Source organism: Halomonas sp. B23F22_10 (genome assembly GCF_043496975.1).
In the GTDB taxonomy this organism is placed as follows: domain Bacteria; phylum Pseudomonadota; class Gammaproteobacteria; order Pseudomonadales; family Halomonadaceae; genus Halomonas; species Halomonas smyrnensis.
The window spans coordinates 65,511-84,139 of record NZ_JBIEKF010000001.1 but is presented as its reverse complement, the minus strand read 5'-3'; the positions used below and the strand labels follow the sequence as shown (position 1 = coordinate 84,139).

Annotated in this window: 14 protein-coding genes; 8 read left to right on the top strand and 6 right to left on the bottom strand. The window is 70.1% G+C overall.

What is annotated here, in order from left to right:
- Positions 1 to 21: 21 nt before the first annotated feature.
- The gene (locus tag ACGTNF_RS00350) at positions 22 to 138 is read left to right on the top strand and encodes a DUF188 domain-containing protein (protein ID WP_394599892.1); all 117 of its coding nucleotides are present in this window, start codon (positions 22 to 24) and stop codon (positions 136 to 138) included.
- A 51-nt stretch (positions 139 to 189) separates the two neighbouring features.
- Here ACGTNF_RS00350 and ACGTNF_RS00345 read toward each other — a convergent pair whose 3' ends face one another.
- Complete coding sequence (locus ACGTNF_RS00345) at positions 190 to 1,194, bottom strand: glutathione S-transferase family protein (protein WP_394599891.1); 1,005 nt, start codon at positions 1,192 to 1,194, stop codon at positions 190 to 192.
- Between the two features lie 75 nt (positions 1,195 to 1,269).
- Positions 1,270 to 2,187 carry a LysR family transcriptional regulator gene (locus ACGTNF_RS00340; protein WP_394599890.1) on the bottom strand — a complete coding sequence of 306 codons (918 nt, stop codon included), beginning with the start codon at positions 2,185 to 2,187 and terminating at the stop codon, positions 1,270 to 1,272.
- 102 nt (positions 2,188 to 2,289) lie between these two features.
- Between ACGTNF_RS00340 and ACGTNF_RS00335 the strand changes: the two genes are divergently transcribed.
- The 3 genes from ACGTNF_RS00335 (at position 2,290) to ACGTNF_RS00325 (ending at position 6,990) form a co-directional block, all read left to right on the top strand.
- Complete coding sequence (locus tag ACGTNF_RS00335) at positions 2,290 to 3,132, top strand: pirin family protein (protein ID WP_394599889.1); 843 nt, start codon at positions 2,290 to 2,292, stop codon at positions 3,130 to 3,132.
- 207 nt (positions 3,133 to 3,339) lie between these two features.
- Positions 3,340 to 5,016, top strand: a complete 1,677-nt coding sequence (locus ACGTNF_RS00330; protein WP_394599888.1) for a peptidoglycan DD-metalloendopeptidase family protein — start codon at positions 3,340 to 3,342, stop codon at positions 5,014 to 5,016.
- 174 nt (positions 5,017 to 5,190) lie between these two features.
- The gene (locus ACGTNF_RS00325) at positions 5,191 to 6,990 is read left to right on the top strand and encodes an ABC transporter ATP-binding protein (RefSeq protein WP_394600526.1); all 1,800 of its coding nucleotides are present in this window, start codon (positions 5,191 to 5,193) and stop codon (positions 6,988 to 6,990) included.
- Between the two features lie 18 nt (positions 6,991 to 7,008).
- On the opposite strand, the gene ACGTNF_RS00320 is transcribed toward ACGTNF_RS00325, so the two are convergent.
- Entirely contained in the window at positions 7,009 to 8,691 is a 1,683-nt protein-coding gene (locus ACGTNF_RS00320) for a L,D-transpeptidase family protein (RefSeq protein ID WP_394599887.1), read from the bottom strand.
- A gap of 182 nt (positions 8,692 to 8,873) precedes the next feature.
- Between ACGTNF_RS00320 and ACGTNF_RS00315 the strand changes: the two genes are divergently transcribed.
- From ACGTNF_RS00315 to ACGTNF_RS00300, 4 genes are all read left to right on the top strand, one after another.
- Positions 8,874 to 9,575 carry a murein L,D-transpeptidase catalytic domain family protein gene (locus ACGTNF_RS00315; RefSeq protein ID WP_394599886.1) on the top strand — a complete coding sequence of 234 codons (702 nt, stop codon included), beginning with the start codon at positions 8,874 to 8,876 and terminating at the stop codon, positions 9,573 to 9,575.
- Between the two features lie 309 nt (positions 9,576 to 9,884).
- Positions 9,885 to 11,234, top strand: coding sequence for an MFS transporter (locus tag ACGTNF_RS00310; protein WP_394599885.1), 1,350 nt, complete (start codon positions 9,885 to 9,887; stop codon positions 11,232 to 11,234).
- Between the two features lie 253 nt (positions 11,235 to 11,487).
- Positions 11,488 to 11,976 (top strand): peroxiredoxin, encoded by a 489-nt coding sequence (locus tag ACGTNF_RS00305; RefSeq protein WP_016855532.1) that lies wholly within the window; start codon positions 11,488 to 11,490, stop codon positions 11,974 to 11,976.
- Positions 11,977 to 11,997: 21 nt separating this feature from the next.
- A complete protein-coding gene (locus ACGTNF_RS00300) occupies positions 11,998 to 12,426 on the top strand; it encodes a GFA family protein (protein ID WP_394599883.1) in 429 nt (142 codons plus the stop codon).
- 114 nt (positions 12,427 to 12,540) lie between these two features.
- On the opposite strand, the gene ACGTNF_RS00295 is transcribed toward ACGTNF_RS00300, so the two are convergent.
- The 3 genes from ACGTNF_RS00295 to ACGTNF_RS00285 all read right to left on the bottom strand — a co-directional run bounded on the left by ACGTNF_RS00295 (position 12,541) and on the right by ACGTNF_RS00285 (position 18,520).
- Positions 12,541 to 14,673 (bottom strand): PhoX family protein, encoded by a 2,133-nt coding sequence (locus ACGTNF_RS00295; RefSeq protein ID WP_394599882.1) that lies wholly within the window; start codon positions 14,671 to 14,673, stop codon positions 12,541 to 12,543.
- A gap of 147 nt (positions 14,674 to 14,820) precedes the next feature.
- Positions 14,821 to 15,765, bottom strand: coding sequence for a uroporphyrinogen-III C-methyltransferase (gene cobA / locus ACGTNF_RS00290; RefSeq protein WP_394599880.1), 945 nt, complete (start codon positions 15,763 to 15,765; stop codon positions 14,821 to 14,823).
- Positions 15,722 to 18,520 (bottom strand): nitrate reductase, encoded by a 2,799-nt coding sequence (locus tag ACGTNF_RS00285; RefSeq protein WP_394599879.1) that lies wholly within the window; start codon positions 18,518 to 18,520, stop codon positions 15,722 to 15,724. The genes cobA and ACGTNF_RS00285 overlap by 44 nt, the downstream gene beginning before the upstream one ends.
- Positions 18,521 to 18,629: the final 109 nt, after the last annotated feature.

The following is an 18,629-nucleotide window of genomic DNA, read 5'->3' as shown; positions in this document are numbered from 1 at the left end:
TGAGCCTGATACAAGGGCCGCATGGAAACCTTGAGGGCCAGTGGCGAACACACCGGCGGGCCCAAGGGCTATTCGGACGTCGACCGGCGGGAATTCGCCAACGCGCTGGATCGGTGGTTGGCGAAGCAGAAGGGCTAGCGACAGTGAAGGGAGGGAGACGGATGTCTCCCTTCCCTTAAGGCTGGCGCCCTACCCTTTCTCGCGAATCCCGCGACCCGGCAGGCGCTCGCGGTCGTGGGGACGCTCGAGACCGAGCAGCGGGCCGGCCGGCACGATGCCGTTGGGATTGATGGTCTTGTGGCTCATGTAGTAGTGGCGCTGGATATGCTCCATGTTCACCGTCTCGGCAACGCCCGGCCACTGATAGAGCTCGCGCACGTAGTTCGAGAGGTTCGGGTAGTCCTCGAGGCGGCGCAGGTTGCACTTGAAGTGGCCGTGATAGACGGCATCGAACCGCACCAGGGTGGTGAACAGGCGGATGTCGGCCTCGGTCAGCCACTCCCCCGCCAGATAGCGCCACTCGGACAGTCGCGTCTCCAGCCGGTCGAGGGAAGCGAACAGCGCCTCGACGTGGCGTTCGTAGACGTCCTGCTCGCTGGCGAAGCCGGCCTTGTAGACGCCGTTGTTGACGTGGTCGTAGACGTCGGCGTTGACGGCATCGATGGTCTCGCGCAGATCCGCCGGATAGAGGTCCAGGCGATTGCCGGTCAGCTCGTCGAAGGCGTCGTTGAAGATGCGCACCAGATCCGCCGACTCATTGCTGGCGATACTGCCGTCGCGGCGGTCCCACAGCGCCGGCACCGTGACCCGTCCGGTGTAATGCGGGTCGGTCAGGGTGTAGAGCTGGTGGTGAAAGTCGACGCCGTTGAGCGGATCGCCGCTCGAGCCCTCGTCGCGGTGATAGGTCCAGCCCTGATCGAGCATCAGCGGGCTGGTGTGCGAGACGCCGATCAGCGGCTCGAGTCCCTTGAGGCGACGCATGATCAGCACGCGGTGTGCCCAGGGGCAGGCCAGCGACACGTAGAGGTGATAGCGGTCGGCCTCGGCGGTGCGCGCCGACCGGCCGTCGGGACCGGGGCTACCATCGGGCGTGATCCAGTCGCGCAGCTTGGCCGATTCGCGCACGAACTCGCCGCCATGCGCCTGGGTGTCATACCACTGATCGTGCCACTGGCCGTCGATCAACAAGCCCATCTCGAATTCCTCCTCCAGAACGTTTACGCCTAGCGTAAACCGAGGAAATCGAAGCTCAAGCACAGTTTTTGGCCGTCACTGTTCGTTTTCTTCGAAAGATGCGCCGGCATCGACCTCGTGCAGGCTGTCGCGCAGCTGCCGAGCCATGGCCCGGGTGGCCGGCCCGGCGCGGTCCTCATCGCGGTGAATGAGCTGGAGAGGCACCTGCCGCACTCCGCCGGCGGTGAGCGGCAGCGGCTTGAGCCGCCCGGCCTCCAGGCTGTCGCCGAGGCGCGTTTCCGGCACCCAGGCGAAACCGAGATTGCGCTCCAGCATGCCGATGGAGGTGTCGAGGTGACTCACCGTCCAGCGCTGCTCGGCCTTGAGCCAGCCGGCATCCTGGCCCTGCCCTTGCGCGGAATCGCGCACCACCAGCTGGCGATGCTGTTCCAGATCGCGCAGGTCGAGCGCGCGCCCCAGCCGGTGCAGCGCATGATCGGGATGAGCCACAGCGACGAAGCAAACCGTCACCAGCGGTTCGCCGAGGAAGCCACGGGCGCCGACCCCCGAGACCAGCAGGTCGGCCTCACCCTCCTGGAGCATCTCGACGCCGCCGTTGAGCACCGTCTCGTGCAGCTGCACCCGCACATAGGGAAAGGCCGCGGAGAAGGCATCCAGCGCCCGCGCCAGGGCGTCCGGCGGAAAGAGCTGGTCGATGGCCAGCACGATCTCCGCCTCCAGCCCCTCGGCCAGCCGCGAGGCCACATCCTCCAGCGACGAGGCGTTGTCGAGCAGCTGGCGGGCGCGCCGCAGCAGCATCTCGCCGGCCTCGGTCAGCCGCACCTGGCGGCCCACCGGCTCCAGCACCGCCACGCCGAGCTGCTCTTCCAGCTTGTGCACCGCGTGATTGAGCGTCGAGGGGCTCTTGTGGATGGCCTCGGCGGCACGCGAGAAGCCACCATGATCGACCACGGCGGCCAGCATCTGCCACTGGGCGAGGGTGACACGGGACATGTTCGATTTCCTCGAATGTAATGCGCGAAACGTTGCGCTTAATCTTCGAAAAAATCGGCCTAGAATGCCAGTCATTCCATCATCACCAGGGAGTTCGAGACGATGACCCAGCCCATCGACCGCCGCCCCGATCGCCGCCTCAGGAGCCATCCCAGCCAGGACGGCGACGGCGTCGCCATCCGCCGCCTGCACGACTTCGGCGGCGGCCTGGATCCCTTCCTGATGCTCGACGAGCTCGAGGCGGCGCCCCACGACGACGCCATCGGCGGCTTCCCGCCGCACCCCCATCGCGGCATCCAGACCCTGACCTACGTGCTCAACGGCGGCCTGCGCCACGAGGATCACCTCGGCCATCACTCGAGCATCGGCGCCGGAGACGCCCAGTGGATGCACACCGGCCGCGGCATCATCCATGGCGAAACGCCCTTCGCCGACGCCGAGGGCCTGCACGCCTTCCAGCTATGGCTCAACCTGGCCGCCGCGGACAAGCTCAGCGAGCCGACCTATCGCGACGTGCGCCGCGACGAAATGTCACATCTGACAAGGTCTGGCGCTCGGCTGACGGCGCTGGCTGGTGACTGGCAAGCGACCGACGGCGAACGCATCAGTGGCCCGCTCGAGGCCCTGGCGGGTCATGCCGGCGTGGCCCATCTCGAGCTCGACGCCGGCGGCGAGCTGATGCTGTCGTCTCGCGCCACCACCCTGCTGGTGTTCGTCTTCGCCGGTGAACTCTCGGTGGCGGGCGACGGCGTCCCCCGGGGCGAACTGGTGGACCTCGGCGCGGGCGATCGCCTGTCACTGACCAGCGCCGCAGGGGCCCGGGCCCTGTTGCTGGCGGGTGAACCCCACGGCGAGCCTATCGCCCATTACGGCCCCTTCGTGATGAACCATCGCCACGAGCTCGACCAGGCATTGCGCGACTATCGGGACGGGACCTTCGTCTAACGGACGGTCGACCGACTTGCCAGACGAGGTCGATGCATGGCACGGTCAAGGTGTTAATAAACACTGTTCGCGGAGCCGGTCCGAGCCTGACGGGACGGCCCCGCACCTTGCTGTATAGGTGTACAGCCTAGGCACCCTAATCATCATGGGTTAAGGTTCTAGTGCCTTTTTAAGCATTTACACCTATTCACCAGGCCAAAAAACATCATGCGAATTCTTCGTTCGCTGCCCCGCACGCACAAGTTGCTGCTGTTGCCCGTTGCCACCATGGTCACCGTGCTGGGCGCCCACAAGATTCTGACGTCCGTCGAGGACGCCCGTCAGGGCGGGCAGGACCAGGACAGCGTCCTGATCGCCCTCGGCGAAGACGCCAGCCCCGGCGTTCCCTCTCTCGCCCTGGATCGCGCCCCGGTCTCCGAAGCCATCCAACTGGCGTCGCGTGCCAAGGACGCCACCCTGGAAGCCATTCCCCTCTCCCAGCTGCCCGCTTCCGAGATCGTCGACGTGGACTTCGCTCGCGCCGCTCACGCGAGCGGCAATATCGAGGACGCCGAGGTCACCGCCCCGCAGCTCGACGACACCGCGCGCCACCTGGCGATCGTGGTCGGCACCGTGGGCAGCGGCATGCTGGCCGCCGACGAGCAGCTCATCGCCGACGCCACTTCCTACGAGGACATCTCCTCCGACGAGCTCGAGCTGTTCGACGACGGCCCGATCCTGCTCGAGGACGAGATCGACGCCGACGAGCCCTACGTGCCCGAATGGCTGGCCTACACCGTCGAGTCCGGCGACACCTTCGCGATCATGGCCCAGCAGAACCTGGGGCTGGGCTACAGCGAAGTCACCGCCCTGCTCGAGGCGATGCCGGAGCCGCGCCTGCTCACCCACTGGCGCGCCGGCGACCGCTTCGAGTACCAGCTCGACGAACAGGGCAAGCTGCTGTCGATGCGGATGATGAAGAACGCCCGCATCGGCTACCAGGTCGAGCGCAGCGACGAGGGCGGCCTGGACGTGGCCACCATCGAGCGCACCGGCGAGGCCACGCAGCGCCTCTACGCCGGTACGGTCAGCGGCAGCTTCGCACGCTCCGCCCAGGCCACCGGCCTGAACAGCGCCGAGGTAGCCGAACTCTCCCACGTACTGGAAAAGAAACTCGACTTTCGCCGCGACACCCGTCGCGGCGACCGTTTCAGCGTGCTGGTGGAATCCGACCTGATCGACGGCGAGGACCTCGATCCGCGCGTGCTTGCGGTCAGCTACGAAGGCTCGCGCATGGACCTGACCCTGGTGCGCAACGCCGAGGACAACCGCTTCTATACCCCGGACGGCGAGAGCCTGGACCCGGCCTTCGACCGCTATCCGTTCAGCGGCCACTATCGCATCAGCTCCAACTTCAACCTGCGCCGTCATCACCCGATCACCGGCCGTATCAGTCCCCACAAGGGCACCGACTTCGCCATGCCGTCCGGCACCCCGGTCGACGCCCCGGCCGACGGCCGCGTCGAGCTGGTGGGCAACCATCCCCTGGCCGGCCGCTACATCGTGATCCGCCACGACAACGGCTACAAGACCCGCTATCTGCACCTCTCCAAGCCGCTGGTCAGCCGCGGCGAGCGGGTGACGCGCGGCGAGCGCATCGCGCTGTCCGGCAACACCGGCCGCAGCACCGGCGCGCATCTGCATTACGAGGTCATGGTCAACAATAACCAGGTGGATGCCATGAAGGTGGCACTGCCGGAGCATCAGGGCCTCAGCGGCGATGCTCTGGTCGCCTTCCAGAAAGAGGCCGAGCCGATGCTGGTCGCCCTGGAGAGCGGCGAGACCGGCACCACGGTGGCCAGCGCCGGCACCGATCCGAGCGGCGCCTCCGACGACGAGAGCTGATCGCCCCGCTTTCGCCGTCCCCGATACGACGCCCCGCCCCGTGCGGGGCGTCGTCGTATCGTCCCTCTCTTTCGTCGGCCGCCTCCTCCGCTAGACGGGGGCCTCTCGCCGACACGGAGCCCGCCCTTGTCCTCGCGCGCCGCACCGCCCTCCTCCGTCTCCTCCCCCCTGGCCATGCTCGGGGTGTTCCGCTACAGCCATCGGGCGCTGGGCCTGGTGTGGCAGACCTCGCGCCGCCTGACCCTGGGACTGGCCCTGTGCACCCTGGTGGCCGGCGTGATGCCCGCCGTGGCCGCCTGGATCGGCCAGCTGATCGTCGACGGGGTGGTGACCGCCATGGAACGCCATCAGGCCGGCACGCCGCTGATGCCCGAGCTGTGGCCGGTGCTGCGCTTCGTGCTGCTGGAAGCCGGCGTGGTGGCGCTGATCGCCCTGGCCCAGCGCGGCCTGGCCGCCCAGCAGTCGCTGCTGCGCGCCCTGCTCGGTCAGAAGGTCAACGTCATGATCCTGGAGAAGGCCGGCACCCTCACGCTCGCCCAGTTCGAGGACTCGGAGTTCTACGACAAGCTGACCCGGGCCCGGCGCGAGGCCTCGACCCGCCCGCTGGGGCTGGTCAACAAGACCTTCTCGCTGCTGCAGAACGCCATCTCCCTGGCCAGCTTCGGCGTGCTGCTGGTCGGCTTCTCGCCCTGGGCGCTGCTGGTGCTGGTGATCGGCGCCCTGCCGGTGTTTCTCTCCGAGGCGCGCTTCTCCGGCGACGCCTTCCGGCTGTTCCGCTGGCGGTCGCCCCAGACCCGCATGCAGATGTATCTGGAGACCGTGCTGGCCCGGGAGGACAGCATCAAGGAGGTCAAGCTGTTCGGCCTCGAGCCGCTGCTGCTCGACCGCTACCGGCGCATCTTCGAGACCCTCTACGCCGAGGACCGGCGACTGACGATCCGCCGCGAGACCTGGGGCTTCCTGCTCGGCCTGCTCGGCACTCTGGCCTTCTACGCCGCCTACGCCTGGGTGGTGGCCGATACCGTGGCCGGCCGGCTGACGCTGGGCGAGATGACCATGTACCTGATGGTCTTCAAGCAGGGCCAGGCGGCGCTGTCGGCGAGCCTGACCGCCATCGGCGGCATGTACGAGGACAACCTCTACCTCTCCAACCTCTACGAGTACCTGGAGCAGCCGGTGCCCGAGGAGAGCGGGCATCTCACCGAAGGCGACAGCCCCGGCGACGGCATCCGCTTCGAGGGCGTGGGCTTCACCTACCCCGGCGCCGACAAGGCCGCGCTGTCCGGCATCGACCTGCATCTGACGCCCGGCCACAGCCTGGCGCTGGTCGGCGTCAACGGCTCGGGCAAGACCACCCTGATCAAGCTGCTGACCCGCCTCTACGACCCCAGCGAGGGGCGCATCCTGCTCGACGGCAGCGACCTGCGCGCCTGGGACCGGGCGACCCTGCGCCGGCGCATCGGGGTGATCTTCCAGGACTTCGTGCGCTACCAGCTCAAGGTCGGCGAGAACCTGGGCGCCGGCGACGTGGCCGCCTTCGAGGACGAGGACCGCTGGCGGCAGGCCGCCCGCCGCGGCCTGGCCGAGGACTTCATCGCCGACATGCCGGGCGGCTATCACACCCAGCTGGGGCGCTGGTTCAAGGGTGGCCAGGAGCTCTCGGGCGGCCAGTGGCAGAAGATCGCCCTGTCCCGCGCCTACATGCGCGAGGAGGCCGACATCCTGGTGCTCGACGAGCCCACCGCGGCCATGGACGCCGCCGCCGAGGCGGCGGTCTATGGCGACTTCCGCGACCACGCCCGGGACAAGATGACGGTGTTGATCTCGCACCGCTTCTCCACCGTGCGCGCCGCCGACCAGATACTGGTCATCGACGGCGGACGCATCCTCGAGCGCGGCGACCACGCGAGCCTGATGGCGCTCGACGGCCGCTATGCGCGACTGTTCCGGCTGCAGGCCCGGGGCTACGAGTAGCGCTTACGACAGACGCCGTCAGCTGGCCGGGGCGTCGCCCAGGGCGGCCATCAGCGCCGGGTCGCGGTCGTAGACGTCCGGCCGGAAACTCGCCAGGCCGCCCGCCTCGCCCTCGGCGGTCCAGTAGTGCAGCGCCAGCGGCACCGGCCTGGCCAGCGAGACGTTGTCGGTCGCGCCGCCGGCCAGCCGGCGCTCCAGGGCGATGCGCGAGCCGCTGTCGTCGATCAGCAGCCGGGTCAGCTCGGTGACGTTCTCCACGCGGATACAGCCGGAGCTCAGCGCCCGCCGCGGGCGCTGGAAGAGCCCCCGGGCCGGCGTATCGTGCAGGTAGACCAGATGGTCGTTGGGGAAGCGCAGCACCAGCCGGCCGAGCGGATTGCGCGGGCCGGCGCGCTGGCGCAGCATCACCGCGCCCGGCTGCTGCCAGTCGACGGCCTCGGGGTCCAGGCGGCGACCCTGCGGATCGATCGCCTCCATGTCGTGCTCGGTCAGGTAGCCGAGGTCGCGACGCACCCGAGGCAGCACGTCCTCGCGCATGATGGTCGGCGGCACCGTCCAGGTGGGGTTCAGGGTCAGATAGGTGATCTCGGAGCGCAGCACCGGCGAGGCGCGGTCGGGCTGGCCGACGATGACCCGCGCGCCCCAGCGCTCGCCGTTCGGGCGATGATAGTCGAGCCGCTGGCCGGCCAGGTCGACCTCCAGCCGCCACTCGGGGCGCTCGCCGGAGAGCCAGCGGGCCCGCTCCAGATTGGCGCGCAGGGTCTCGATGCGCACCCGGGCCGGCACGTTGAGCGCCGCCCGGGTGCGCGGGCCGATCACGCCGTCCTCGGCCAGCATGTGACGGCGCTGGAAACGCCTCACCGCGGCCGCCAGGGTGTCATCGAAGCGGTTCTGGGCCGGCGCCTCGAGGGCGATGTCGGGAAGGCTCGGGAGATAGTGCGTCACGTCGGCGGCCATCACCTCGAGCTCGCCGATCATCGCCAGGCGGCGGCGCAGCAGCGCCACGTCCTCGTCGACGTCGCCGGGCCGCAGCGGCGTCTGGCGCGCCGGCAGGGTCGGCCAGCCGCCCAGGCGGGCGATATGGCGATAGCGCGTCAGCGCCTGGCGCAGCCCGGCGTAGGTCTCGCCCTCGGGGCGCGCCAGGGCCAGCGCCGCCTCCCCGTCACCGGCCTCGAGGGCCCGCGCGATACCGACCAGATCCAGGCGCGGCGGGGCCACCGGAATCTCCCAGTCGGGGTAGACGTCGCGAGGATCGAGGCGCCCGCGCTGCAGCTGGGTCAGGGCGTCCAGCAGGGTGCGGCTGGCGTCCAGGTCGAAGCGCGCCCGGGCGGCCTCCGACGCCGCCGGAGCGAGCGCGGTCTCGGCCTCCCGCGCCAGCCGTTCGGGGCGATAGTCGCCGGGATCGAGCCCATCGTCCTCGAGGGCCTCGAGCAGCGCGATCAGGGTGGTCACCGCCGCACGATCTTGCCAGACTGGCGCGCCGCCCTGCAGCGCGTAGAAGTGCGCCAGTCGCGGCGAGGCCGCCTCGAGGCGCTCGCCCAGCGGGGACGGGGCGGCCACCGCGGCCGGCCCGTCGGCCGGGGCGACCCCATCGTCATGAGCAGCCGGGGCCTCGGCACTCGCCGCAGCCGGCCAGCAGGCCAGCAGCAAGACCATGCCGCTGCGCCGCAGCTCTCGGGGTAGGACGTTCGCGACTCGCATGATGTGGCCTCCTGGCTTTCGACTGATGAGACTGGTCTTCCTGACCGCCTTGTTCATAATACGACAAACCGACGACATGGCGCCCGGCCATGACCGACACGCGAGGCCCCGAGCACCGACAGATGACCAGCCCACCTCACCACATGAGACGCCATATGTCCTTGCCGCGTTCAAGGGGCCTGATGGCTCCGCTGCTGGCCGCCGCCCTGCTGCTGGCCATGCCCGCCTCGGCGCGGGACTTCCTCGCCCGGGCGGTGACGCCGCTCGCGCCGCCCTCCCCGCTTTCGAACCGCCTGACGGACCTCGCTCCCACCGCCGACCCGCAGGTCCTGCGCCTGGCGGCCCAGGCCCTCTCCTGCGCCGATCCCGGCGCCGAGCGGCTGGCGGTGATCGACTTCTCGCTGCCCTCCACCGAGCAGCGGCTGTGGGTGTTCGACCTGGTCCACGACCGGCTGATGTTCCGCGAACTGGTCTCCCACGGCCAGGGCTCCGGCGATGCCCTGGCCAGCGAGTTCTCCAACGTGCCGAACAGCCACCAGTCGAGCATCGGCCTGTTCCGCACCCTCAACAGCTACGAGGGCAGCAACGGCTACTCGCTGCGCCTGGAGGGCCTCGAGCCCGGCGTCAACGACAAGGCCTTCCAGCGCGCCATCGTCATGCACGGCGCCGACTACGTCAGCGAGTCCTTCATCGAGCGCACCGGCAGGCTGGGGCGCAGTCACGGCTGCCCGGCGGTCCGCGAGGAGATCGCGGTGCCGCTGATCGACAGCCTCAAGGAAAGCCAGTATCTCTTCACCTACTACCCCGATCCCGAGTGGCTGGCCGACTCGGCCTTCCTGCGCTGCCCCCGCGACGACCGCCGGCTGGCCGCCGTGACGCGCTGAACGCTTCCACCCCCTTCTTCCCCGGCCACGTCTCGCCGCCACAGGCACCATATCGGCGCATGACCGGACCAGACGGGCACGGTCATGCGCCATCCCGCGCCGTCCTCGGCGCCCGCCCTCCTCTCGCCAGATATCTAACACGCTGAAAAAGCGGATTTCCCCACGTCATGGCAATGCGTATGCATGAGCATCGACAGTGAGCGCCAGACGTGGACCAGGCCCCTCGGGGTACGAGTGCGTCGGACCCGACCTTCAACGGCGAAGGCCCAAGAGATCGCGTGTTCGAACGTCATTCGACGAGGTACCCCCATGGAAATCCGCAACAAGGCCAGCAGGATCCGTCTGCTCAACTGGAAGATGCCGCAGATGCGCGCCTTCCACTTCTCGTGGTTCGCCTTCCACCTCTGCTTCTTCGGCTGGTTCGGCATCGCCCCGCTGATGGCGGTGGTGCGCGACGACCTCGGCCTGACCAAGACCCAGATCGGCAACACCATCATCGCCTCGGTCGCCATCACCGTGATCGTGCGGCTGGCCATCGGCGTGCTGTGCGACCGCATCGGCCCGCGCCGCGCCTACACCTGGCTGCTGTGCCTGGGCTCGCTGCCGGTGATGTCCATCGGCCTGGCCGACAGCTTCGAGACCTTCCTGCTGGCGCGCCTGGCCATCGGCGCCGTCGGCGCCTCCTTCGTGATCACCCAGTACCACACCTCGATGATGTTCGCGCCCAACGTGGTCGGCACCGCCAACGCCACCTCCGCCGGCTGGGGCAACCTCGGCGGCGGCACCACCCAGATCGTGATGCCGCTGGTGTTCTCCGGCATCCTGATGCTCGGCGTCAGCGAGGCCGTCGGCTGGCGCCTGGCCATGGTGGTGCCGGGCGTGGTGATGCTGCTCACCGGCATCGCCTACTACCGCTTCACCCAGGATGCACCGGACGGCAACTTCGATGAGCTGCGCGAGCGCGGCGAGCTGCCGCCGGCCAGCGGCGAGCACGGCATGGGCGCCAGCTTCAAGGCCGCCGCCGGGGACGTGCGCGTGTGGGCCCTGTTCGTGGTCTACGCCGCCTGCTTCGGGGTCGAGCTGACCATCAACAACATCGCCGCCATCTACTACTTCGACAACTTCGATCTGAGCCTGGCCACCGCCGGCATGATCGCCGGCCTGTTCGGGCTGATGAATCTCTTCGCGCGCACCCTGGGCGGCGTCTTCTCCGACCTGTTCGCCCGCCAGGGCGGCCTCAAGGGCCGGGTCCGCTGGCTGTTCATGGCCATGCTGTGCGAAGGCGTGGCGCTGATGTTCTTCTCGCAGATGCAGGTGCTGGCGCTCGCCATCGGCATCATGCTGGTGTTCAGCCTGTTCGTGCAGATGGCCGAGGGCGCGACCTTCGGCGTGGTGCCCTTCATCAACAAGAAGGCGCTGGGCGCGGTAGCCGGCATCGTCGGCGCCGGCGGCAACGCCGGTGCCGTGGCCGCCGGCTTCCTGTTCCGCTCCGAGTCGCTCTCCTACCAGCAGGGGCTGTTCTATCTCGGCATCGCGGTCATCATCGCCTCGCTGTGTGCCCTGGTGGTGCGCTTCTCGCCCGAGGTCGAGGCCGAGGAACAGGCCGCCTACCACGAGGCGGCCAGCGACGCGGGCGAAGGCGCGCTGTCGCTGCGCTGATTACCGCCCCACGCCGCCGGCGCCCCCGTCGTTCCGCGGCGGGGGCGCCGTCGTCTGCGCCGACCTGGCGTGGCAGAAGGGCCGAAGAAGGTTTGCAGAGCGCCCCGCTTGGGGCCACGCTGGGACGAGCGCCTCCCTCGCGAGGCATTGCATGACGGCGTCATCCGCGTGACCCTGAACGGCCGGGCATGACGGCCGCCCCCGTATCGCGCGCGGCATGCCCGTCTCCATCCCACCGAAAAGGAGCTTCCCCATGACGATCGCCACCGGTGACCGCCTCCCCGACGTCACGATCAAGACCAACGGCCCCAAGGGCCCCGAGGATCTCGCCATCGGCGACTTCTTCGCCGGCCGCAGGGTCGTGCTGTTCGCCGTGCCCGGCGCCTTCACCCCGGGCTGCTCCAACACCCACATGCCCGGCTTCGTGGTGCACGCCGATGACATCCTCGCCGCCGGCGCCGACGCCATCGCCTGCATGGCGGTCAACGACGCCTTCGTGATGGATGCCTGGCAGAAGGACCAGAACGCCCAGGCGATGACCATGCTGGCCGACGGGAACGCCGAGTTCACCCGCGCCCTGGGCCTCGACATGGACGCCAGCGGCGGCGGCATGGGCACCCGCAGCAAGCGCTTCGCGCTGGTCGCCAACGACGGCGTGGTGGAATATCTGGGGGTCGATACCCAGAAGGGCGTGATCGAGGCCAGCAGCGCCGACGCCATCCTGGCCCATCTCAAGGGCTGAGCCGGCCCGAGGAGGCATGCCATGCACGACGCCATGACCCTGACCGGCCGCTGCCTGTGCGGCGCCGTGGCCCTCGAAGTGCAGGCCTCGCGCCAGAACATCGGCGCCTGTCACTGCCAGATGTGTCGCACCTGGGGCGGCGGGCCGCTGCTGGCGCTGGAATCGGTCTCGAGCGTTCGTCTCGAGGGCGAGGACAGCGTCAGCGTCTTCGCCTCCTCGGACTGGGCCGAACGCGCCTTCTGCCGCCACTGCGGCACGCATCTGTTCTATCGCCTCAAGAACGGCGAGCACTACGCGGTGCCGGCGGGGCTGGTCGACGTGGGCCAGGCCTGGACCTTCGACAGCCAGATCTTCATCGACGAGAAGCCGCCCTGGTATGCCTTCGCCAACGACACCCGCAACCTGACCGGCCGGGAGGTGTTCGAGGCCTTCGAGCGGGGCGACGACTGAGGCCCTGCCTCGGCTCAGCCCCCGCCGCCAGCCCGACGACACGAAGCGCCCCCGGCATTGGCCGGGGGCGCTTCGCATCGGGGCAAGGAAAGGCGCACGCCGGGGCCGGCGCGATCAGACGCCGATGATGCCGCCATCCTCGCGCTGGATCACCACCGTGGAGGCCCGCGCGCGCACGCTGCCCCGGGTCTCGGCGGTGGCGTCGTCGCCGGCCGGCCAGTTGCCCGGGTGCTGGATGTTGATGAACATCGCGGTCTTGTCCGGCGTGAGGCAGATGCCGGTCACCTCGCAGCCGTTGGGGCCGACGGCGAAACGCTTGAGCTGGGCCTGGTTGCCGCCGCCGACCACCGAGGCATCGCCCTCGGCCTGGCTGACGTTCTGGGGCACCACCGCCAGCAGCTGATCGTTGGTGTACTCCGTCACGCCCGCGTAGCCGTTGTCGGTCTGGATCCACAGGATGCCCTGGCCGTCGCCGCGGTCATCGTAGTGCAGGCCGTCGGGGCTGGCGAACTGGTTGAGCTCGGTCAGGCCGGAGACGTTCTCGGCATCGCCGACCGCCGCACCGAACACGAACACCTCCCAGTCGAAGCGCATCGAGCCGGCATCCTCGCGCCAGCGGATCACCTGGCCGCCCTCGTTCTCGGCCCGCGGGTTGGCGGCATTGGTCGGCGCCGTGGCGTAGCCCACGCCCGCTTCCTGAATATCGCCGCCATCGTGGGTGTAGGTCGCGGCGGTGCCTTCCTCGGTGCGCTGGGAGTTGTTGGTCAGGGTCATGTAGACCTCGCCGGAGGCCGGGTCCACGGCGCCCCACTCCGGGCGGTCCATGGGCGTGGCGCCCATCAGGTCGGCGGCATCGCAGGTGTGAATGATCACACCGGCCTGATCGTCCGCGGCCAGGCCCAGGGCCTCGGCCAGGGTGCGGCCGTCGCGGGTCTCGGCGCCCGGGGTCAGCGGCAGCCACTCGCCACGGCCATCGGCCTCGAAGCGCGCCACGTAGAGGGTGCCGGCGTCCATGTACTTGGCACCGAGGGCCAGGCGGTCATAGCTGGCCCCGGGGCGGTTGGCGTCCGCCGGGTCCCAGAGGGCCTCGGAGACGAACTTGTAGATGTACTCGTTGCGCGAGTCGTGACCGGAATAGAACACCACCGGCTCGCCGGCCACCAGCTTGCCCGGCCAGCAGCCCTCGTGGCGGAAGCGGCCCAGGGCGGTGCGCTTGACGGCGCGCTCGCCGGTATAGGGGTCGATCTCGACGATATAGCCGAAGGTGCGCGGCTCGTTGCGATAGTCGTCGACGGCCGAGGCGCCCGTCGGGGTGGCGTTGAAGCGGGCGAACTCGTCGTTGCGCTCGCTGGCATCGCCGGCGGCGGTTTCCCAGCCGTAGCGGCCGCGGCCCTCGGAGACCCCGAGGCGCTGGTCGTCGCGCTGGCGCTCGGCATTCTTGACGAAATAGCCCGGCCAGTTCTCCTCGCAGGTCAGGTAGGTGCCCCAGGGGGTATAGCCGTTGGCGCAGTTGTTGTTGGTGCCGCGGGTCAGGGTGCCGTCCGGCGAGTACCGGGTCCTGACATAGTCGCTGCCGGCCACCGGGCCGCTCAGCGCCATCTCGGTGGCGCTGGTGTAGCGGCGGTTGTAGGCGGAATCCGCCACGTGCCGCCAGCGACCGCCGTCGCCCTTCTCGAGCTCGACCAGGGTCACGCCGTGGGCGTTGATCTCGGTGCGCACCTCGTCGGCCGGGCGCTTGCCCGCCTCGGCGTTGGTGGCCCCGCCCTTGGGCGCCCAGAGGGACGCCTGGTCGATGTACTCGTTGTTCATCGCCAGCACGAAGCGGCGCGACGCGGACGACTCGTCCAGGGCGAAGTTGTGCATGCCGTCGTGGTGCATGCCGACGCTGTTGGCCTGGATCTCCGGCGTGAAGGCGAGATCCTCGCGCCAGTCCGGCGCCTGGCCGTTGAGCGGCGTGCCCCAGGGAATCAGCACCTGAGCGGTGTAACCGTCCGGCACGACCACGGCGTCGGTGCGCGAGCCGCGAATGGCATCGAAGGCCAGCGACAGCGGCGTTTTCTCGGCGCCCGCGGCCTCGGCACGCCCGGACAGGCCGCTCAGGCCGAAGCCGCCCAGCATCGCCATGGCGGCCATGCCGAGTCCGCCCTGCATCACGCGACGGCGCGAGACATGCTTTTCCAGCACCGAGGAGAACGGCTCGTTGGCACTCCGGTTCAACAGGCGATGGTCTTCGATTTCCTTGCTCATCCTGGTCTCCTCACGGTCAGGCGTCGTTATCCGGCCGGCATGTCGGCGCCTTCCCGGGCGTCGCTGCCGGCATCAGTCAGCCAGGGGAGCATGCGTGACGAGGGTGACAGTAAGATGACGCACCGTGATCGATTTTTCGGACAAAACCTAGGAGGCAAACGCCTCGCGTCTTGCCGTCACGGCCCCGGCCGGCGTCGCCTCGACCATGCGCACCACGCTGCCCACCACGATCAGGCACGGCGACGGCAGCGGCGTCTCGGCGAGGCGCGCCGGCATATCCACCAGGCTGCCGGTCAAGGCGGCCTGCTCGGGCAGGCTGGCGTTGGCCACCAGCATGATCGGCCAGTCGTCGGGCAGACCGGCGCCACGAAGCCCGGCACAGATCGCCTCGACCTTGGCCAGCCCCATGTAGAACACCAGGGTCTCGTCGCGCCGGGCCAGCGCCTGCCAATCCGGCGCGCCGCCCTCGCGGCACAGCTGCGCGGTGACGAAGCGCAGCTGCTGGGCGTGGGCGCGGTCGGTGAGCGGAATGCCCATCGAGGCGCAGGCCGCCGAGGCGGCGGTGATGCCGGGCACGATCTCCGCCGGGACGTCGGCCTCGGCCAGGGCCGCGAGCTCCTCGCCCATGCGGCCGAACACGCCGGGGTCGCCGCCCTTGAGGCGCACCACCGACTTGCCCTGCCTCGCCAGCGTCACCAGCAGCGCGCCGATCTCGTTCTGGGGCACGCTGTGGTGGCCGCTGGCCTTGCCGACGTAGTAGCGCTCGCGGCCGGCGGGGATCAGCGCCAGCACCTCCTCGCCGACCAGCCGGTCATAGACCACGGCATCGGCCCGGGCCAGCAGCCGCGCGGCCTTCAGCGTCAGCAGCTCGACGTCGCCGCTGCCGGCGCCGACCAGATGGACCCGTCCGGGGCGACACTCGCCGCGCCGCGAGACCCGCGCGGCGTCATCGTCCGCTTCGCCGACGCGACCGGCCCTCCCTCGCGGCGACAGGCCCAGCCTGGCCGAGCCCAGCCGGGCCAGGGCAGAGAAACCGCGGCGCAGGGCATCAGGCGACGCGAACGGGGATCTTGGCTTGCTCGGAGCGCGCATGGCCACTCTCCTCTTGTGTCGTGGAATCGAGCGCCTGGGCATCGGCGCCGGCGTCGACGGTGTCCGGAGCATGCTCCTCGACCAGCGACTTGAGCTCGGGAATGCAGCTGCCGCACTGGGTGCCGCAGGCGAGCCGTGCGCCCAGCGCCTCGACGCTGGCGTCGCCGGCACGGATGGCCTCGACGATGGTCGTCTGGCCCACCTGATGGCAGCTGCACACCAGCGGACCGCCATCGGCCTCGCCGGCGTCGCAGCCAGCCAGCAGCCGGCGACGCACGTCGCCCTCGAGCGTCGCCTCGGCGAAGCGCGCATCGAGCCAGGAAAGCCCCGGCAGCTCGGCGGGCGGCGCCACCATCAGCCACCAGCGCAGCCGGCCGTTCTCGAGCCCCGCGGCGCGCAGCCGACCGCCGGCCGGGTCGTCGCTCCACAGGCTCGGCGCCGTGGGCAGCCACTGCCGCACCCAGGCCAGCCAGTCGCGCGACGCATCGTCCGTCTCGCCGCCGGCCAGCTGCCAGCGCTGGCAGTGGGCCAGCGGGATGCGCGCCCAGTAGGCGCCGTCGTCGCGGCCCTCGAAGTCGCCGGCTTCGCCCGGGGCGATCAGCAGGGTCGCCTCCCAGCCCACCGCCAGCGGCGCCAGGCTCACCGCGCCGTGCTTGGCTTCGGGCTGGCCGGAGATCGGGTCGAGATGGGCGGCGAGCAGGCCGCCGGTGCGCGCCGCGCCGGTGAAGCGGTCGGTCCAGTGCATCGGCACGAAGGCCTCGCCGCGGCGCTGGGCCTTGGTCAGCCGCACCCGGGCGCGGTACTCCCCGCCGGCGCCGGTCAGCCGCGCCAGCTGCTGGTCGCCGACGCCGAAGGCGGCGGCGTCCTCGGGGGTGATCTCGATGAAGGGCTCGGCGCGGTGATTCATCAGCCGCGGCGCCCGGGCGGTGCGGGTCATGGTGTGCCACTGGTCGCGCACCCGGCCGGTGTTGAGGCGCAGCGGACGCTCGGCGCTGAGCGCCTGTTCGGGGCCGCGCGGACGCACCGGCAGCAGCCGGGCCCGGCCGTCAGCGGTGGCGAAGCGACCGTCCTCGAACAGCCGCGCGGTGCCGCGGGGGGCCTCGGCGGTCACCGGCCACTGGATCGGCGCCAGGGCGTCATAGCCGGCGCGGTCGAGCCCCGCCAGCGCCGAGATGTCGAACGGCCGCGCCTCGTGGCCCGGCTGCCCGGGGGCGTTCTCGAAGCCGGAGAGCCGGGCGTGCTCGGCGAAGATCTCGCCGGGATGGCCGTAGTCGAAGGCCTCGCCGAAACCCAGCCGGCGCGCCGCCTCGCAGACGATCCACCAGTCGTGGCGCGCCTCGCCCGGCGGCGGCAGCATCCCGCGCTGGCGCGAGATGCGCCGCTCGGAGTTGGTCACGGTGCCGTCCTTCTCCGACCACGACGTTGCCGGCAGCACGATATCGGCGTAGCGCAGCAGGTCGGTGTCGGCCATGCATTCGGAGACGATCACCAGCGGGCACGTCTCGAGCGCCGCCCGCACCCGATTGGCGTCGGGCAGGCTGACCGCGGGATTGGTGGCCATCACCCACAGCGCCTGGACCTCGCCGCGTTCGATGGCCTCGAACAGCGCCACCGCCTTGTGCCCCGGCGCCTCGGGCAGGCCCGGCGTCAACCGGTCGGTGGACCAGAAGCGCGTCACGCGGTCGCGCGCGCCGGGGGAGTCGTAGTCCATGTGGGCGGCGAGCTGGTTGGCCAGCCCCCCCACCTCGCGGCCGCCCATGGCGTTGGGCTGGCCGGTGATCGAGAACGGCCCGGCGCCGGGCAGGCCGATCTTGCCGCCGGCCAGGTGGCAGTTGATGATCGCCTGGCACTTGTCGGTGCCGCTGGACGACTGGTTGATGCCCTGGGAGTAGAGGGTCACCACGTGCAGCTGGCTGGCGAACCAGTAGAAGAAGGTCTCCAGCCGCTCGGCGTCGACGTCGCAGTCGGCGGCGATGGCCGCGATGGACACGTCGTCCTCCCGGGCCGCGGCCAGGGCCGCGTCGAGCCCGTCGGTATGCTTGCCCAGATAGACGTCGTCGAGCCGGCCCTTGTCGGCCATCCAGGCCAGCAGGCCGGTGAACAGCCGGGCGTCGCTGCCGGGCCTGAGCCCCAGGTACAAATCGGCGATCTCGCAGCTGTCGGTGACCCGCGGGTCGATCACCACCACCCGCATCAGCGGATGGCGACTCTTGGCGGTGCGCAGGCGCTGATAGAGCACCGGATGGTTCCAGGCCAGGTTGGACCCCACCAGCACCACCAGCTCGGCCTCCTCCAGGTCCTCGTAGCAGCACGGCACGGCGTCGGCGCCCAGCGAGCGCTTGTAGGCGGCCACCGCCGAGGCCATGCACAGCCGCGAGTTGGTATCCAGGTGCGGCGTGCCGAGAAAGCCCTTGAACAGTTTGTTGGCGACGTAATAGTCCTCGGTCAGCAGCTGGCCGGACAGGTAGGCCGCCACGGCGTGATCGCCGGCGCGCTCGCGGGTGGCCTGGAGGCGGCCGGCCACCGCCTCGAGGGCGGTGTCCCAGTCGACCTCGACGCCATCGACCCGGGGTCGGGTCAGGCGGCCGTGATCGCCCAGGGTCTCGGCCAGCGCCGAACCCTTGACGCACAGCCGTCCATAGTTGGCCGGGTGGTCGCCGTCGCCCTCCACGCCGGTGATGCGCCCGTCCTCGATGTCGGCCGTCACGCCGCAGCCGACGCCGCAGTAGGGGCAGGTGGTGCGCGCCTGTTGCATGCTGCTCTCCTCGATCATGGTCCCGACACGACGACGCCCACCGCCATGCCGGGTGGGCACGGGAGTGGGCGTCGTTGCCGTGAGTCGCCGCCGTGGCGACTCGGGAATG

Excerpts from the sequence above, each read along its gene's own strand:
- ACGTNF_RS00350 (WP_394599892.1), top strand. The coding sequence starts at position 22 with ATGGAAACCTTGAGGGCCAGTGGCGAACACACCGGCGGGCCCAAGGGC.
- ACGTNF_RS00345 (WP_394599891.1), bottom strand. The coding sequence starts at position 1,194 with ATGGGCTTGTTGATCGACGGCCAGTGGCACGATCAGTGGTATGACACC.
- ACGTNF_RS00340 (WP_394599890.1), bottom strand. The coding sequence starts at position 2,187 with ATGTCCCGTGTCACCCTCGCCCAGTGGCAGATGCTGGCCGCCGTGGTC.
- ACGTNF_RS00335 (WP_394599889.1), top strand. The coding sequence starts at position 2,290 with ATGACCCAGCCCATCGACCGCCGCCCCGATCGCCGCCTCAGGAGCCAT.
- ACGTNF_RS00330 (WP_394599888.1), top strand. The coding sequence starts at position 3,340 with ATGCGAATTCTTCGTTCGCTGCCCCGCACGCACAAGTTGCTGCTGTTG.
- ACGTNF_RS00325 (WP_394600526.1), top strand. The coding sequence starts at position 5,191 with ATGCTCGGGGTGTTCCGCTACAGCCATCGGGCGCTGGGCCTGGTGTGG.
- ACGTNF_RS00320 (WP_394599887.1), bottom strand. The coding sequence starts at position 8,691 with ATGCGAGTCGCGAACGTCCTACCCCGAGAGCTGCGGCGCAGCGGCATG.
- ACGTNF_RS00315 (WP_394599886.1), top strand. The coding sequence starts at position 8,874 with ATGGCTCCGCTGCTGGCCGCCGCCCTGCTGCTGGCCATGCCCGCCTCG.
- ACGTNF_RS00310 (WP_394599885.1), top strand. The coding sequence starts at position 9,885 with ATGGAAATCCGCAACAAGGCCAGCAGGATCCGTCTGCTCAACTGGAAG.
- ACGTNF_RS00305 (WP_016855532.1), top strand. The coding sequence starts at position 11,488 with ATGACGATCGCCACCGGTGACCGCCTCCCCGACGTCACGATCAAGACC.
- ACGTNF_RS00300 (WP_394599883.1), top strand. The coding sequence starts at position 11,998 with ATGCACGACGCCATGACCCTGACCGGCCGCTGCCTGTGCGGCGCCGTG.
- ACGTNF_RS00295 (WP_394599882.1), bottom strand. The coding sequence starts at position 14,673 with ATGAGCAAGGAAATCGAAGACCATCGCCTGTTGAACCGGAGTGCCAAC.
- cobA (WP_394599880.1), bottom strand. The coding sequence starts at position 15,765 with ATGCGCGCTCCGAGCAAGCCAAGATCCCCGTTCGCGTCGCCTGATGCC.
- ACGTNF_RS00285 (WP_394599879.1), bottom strand. The coding sequence starts at position 18,520 with ATGCAACAGGCGCGCACCACCTGCCCCTACTGCGGCGTCGGCTGCGGC.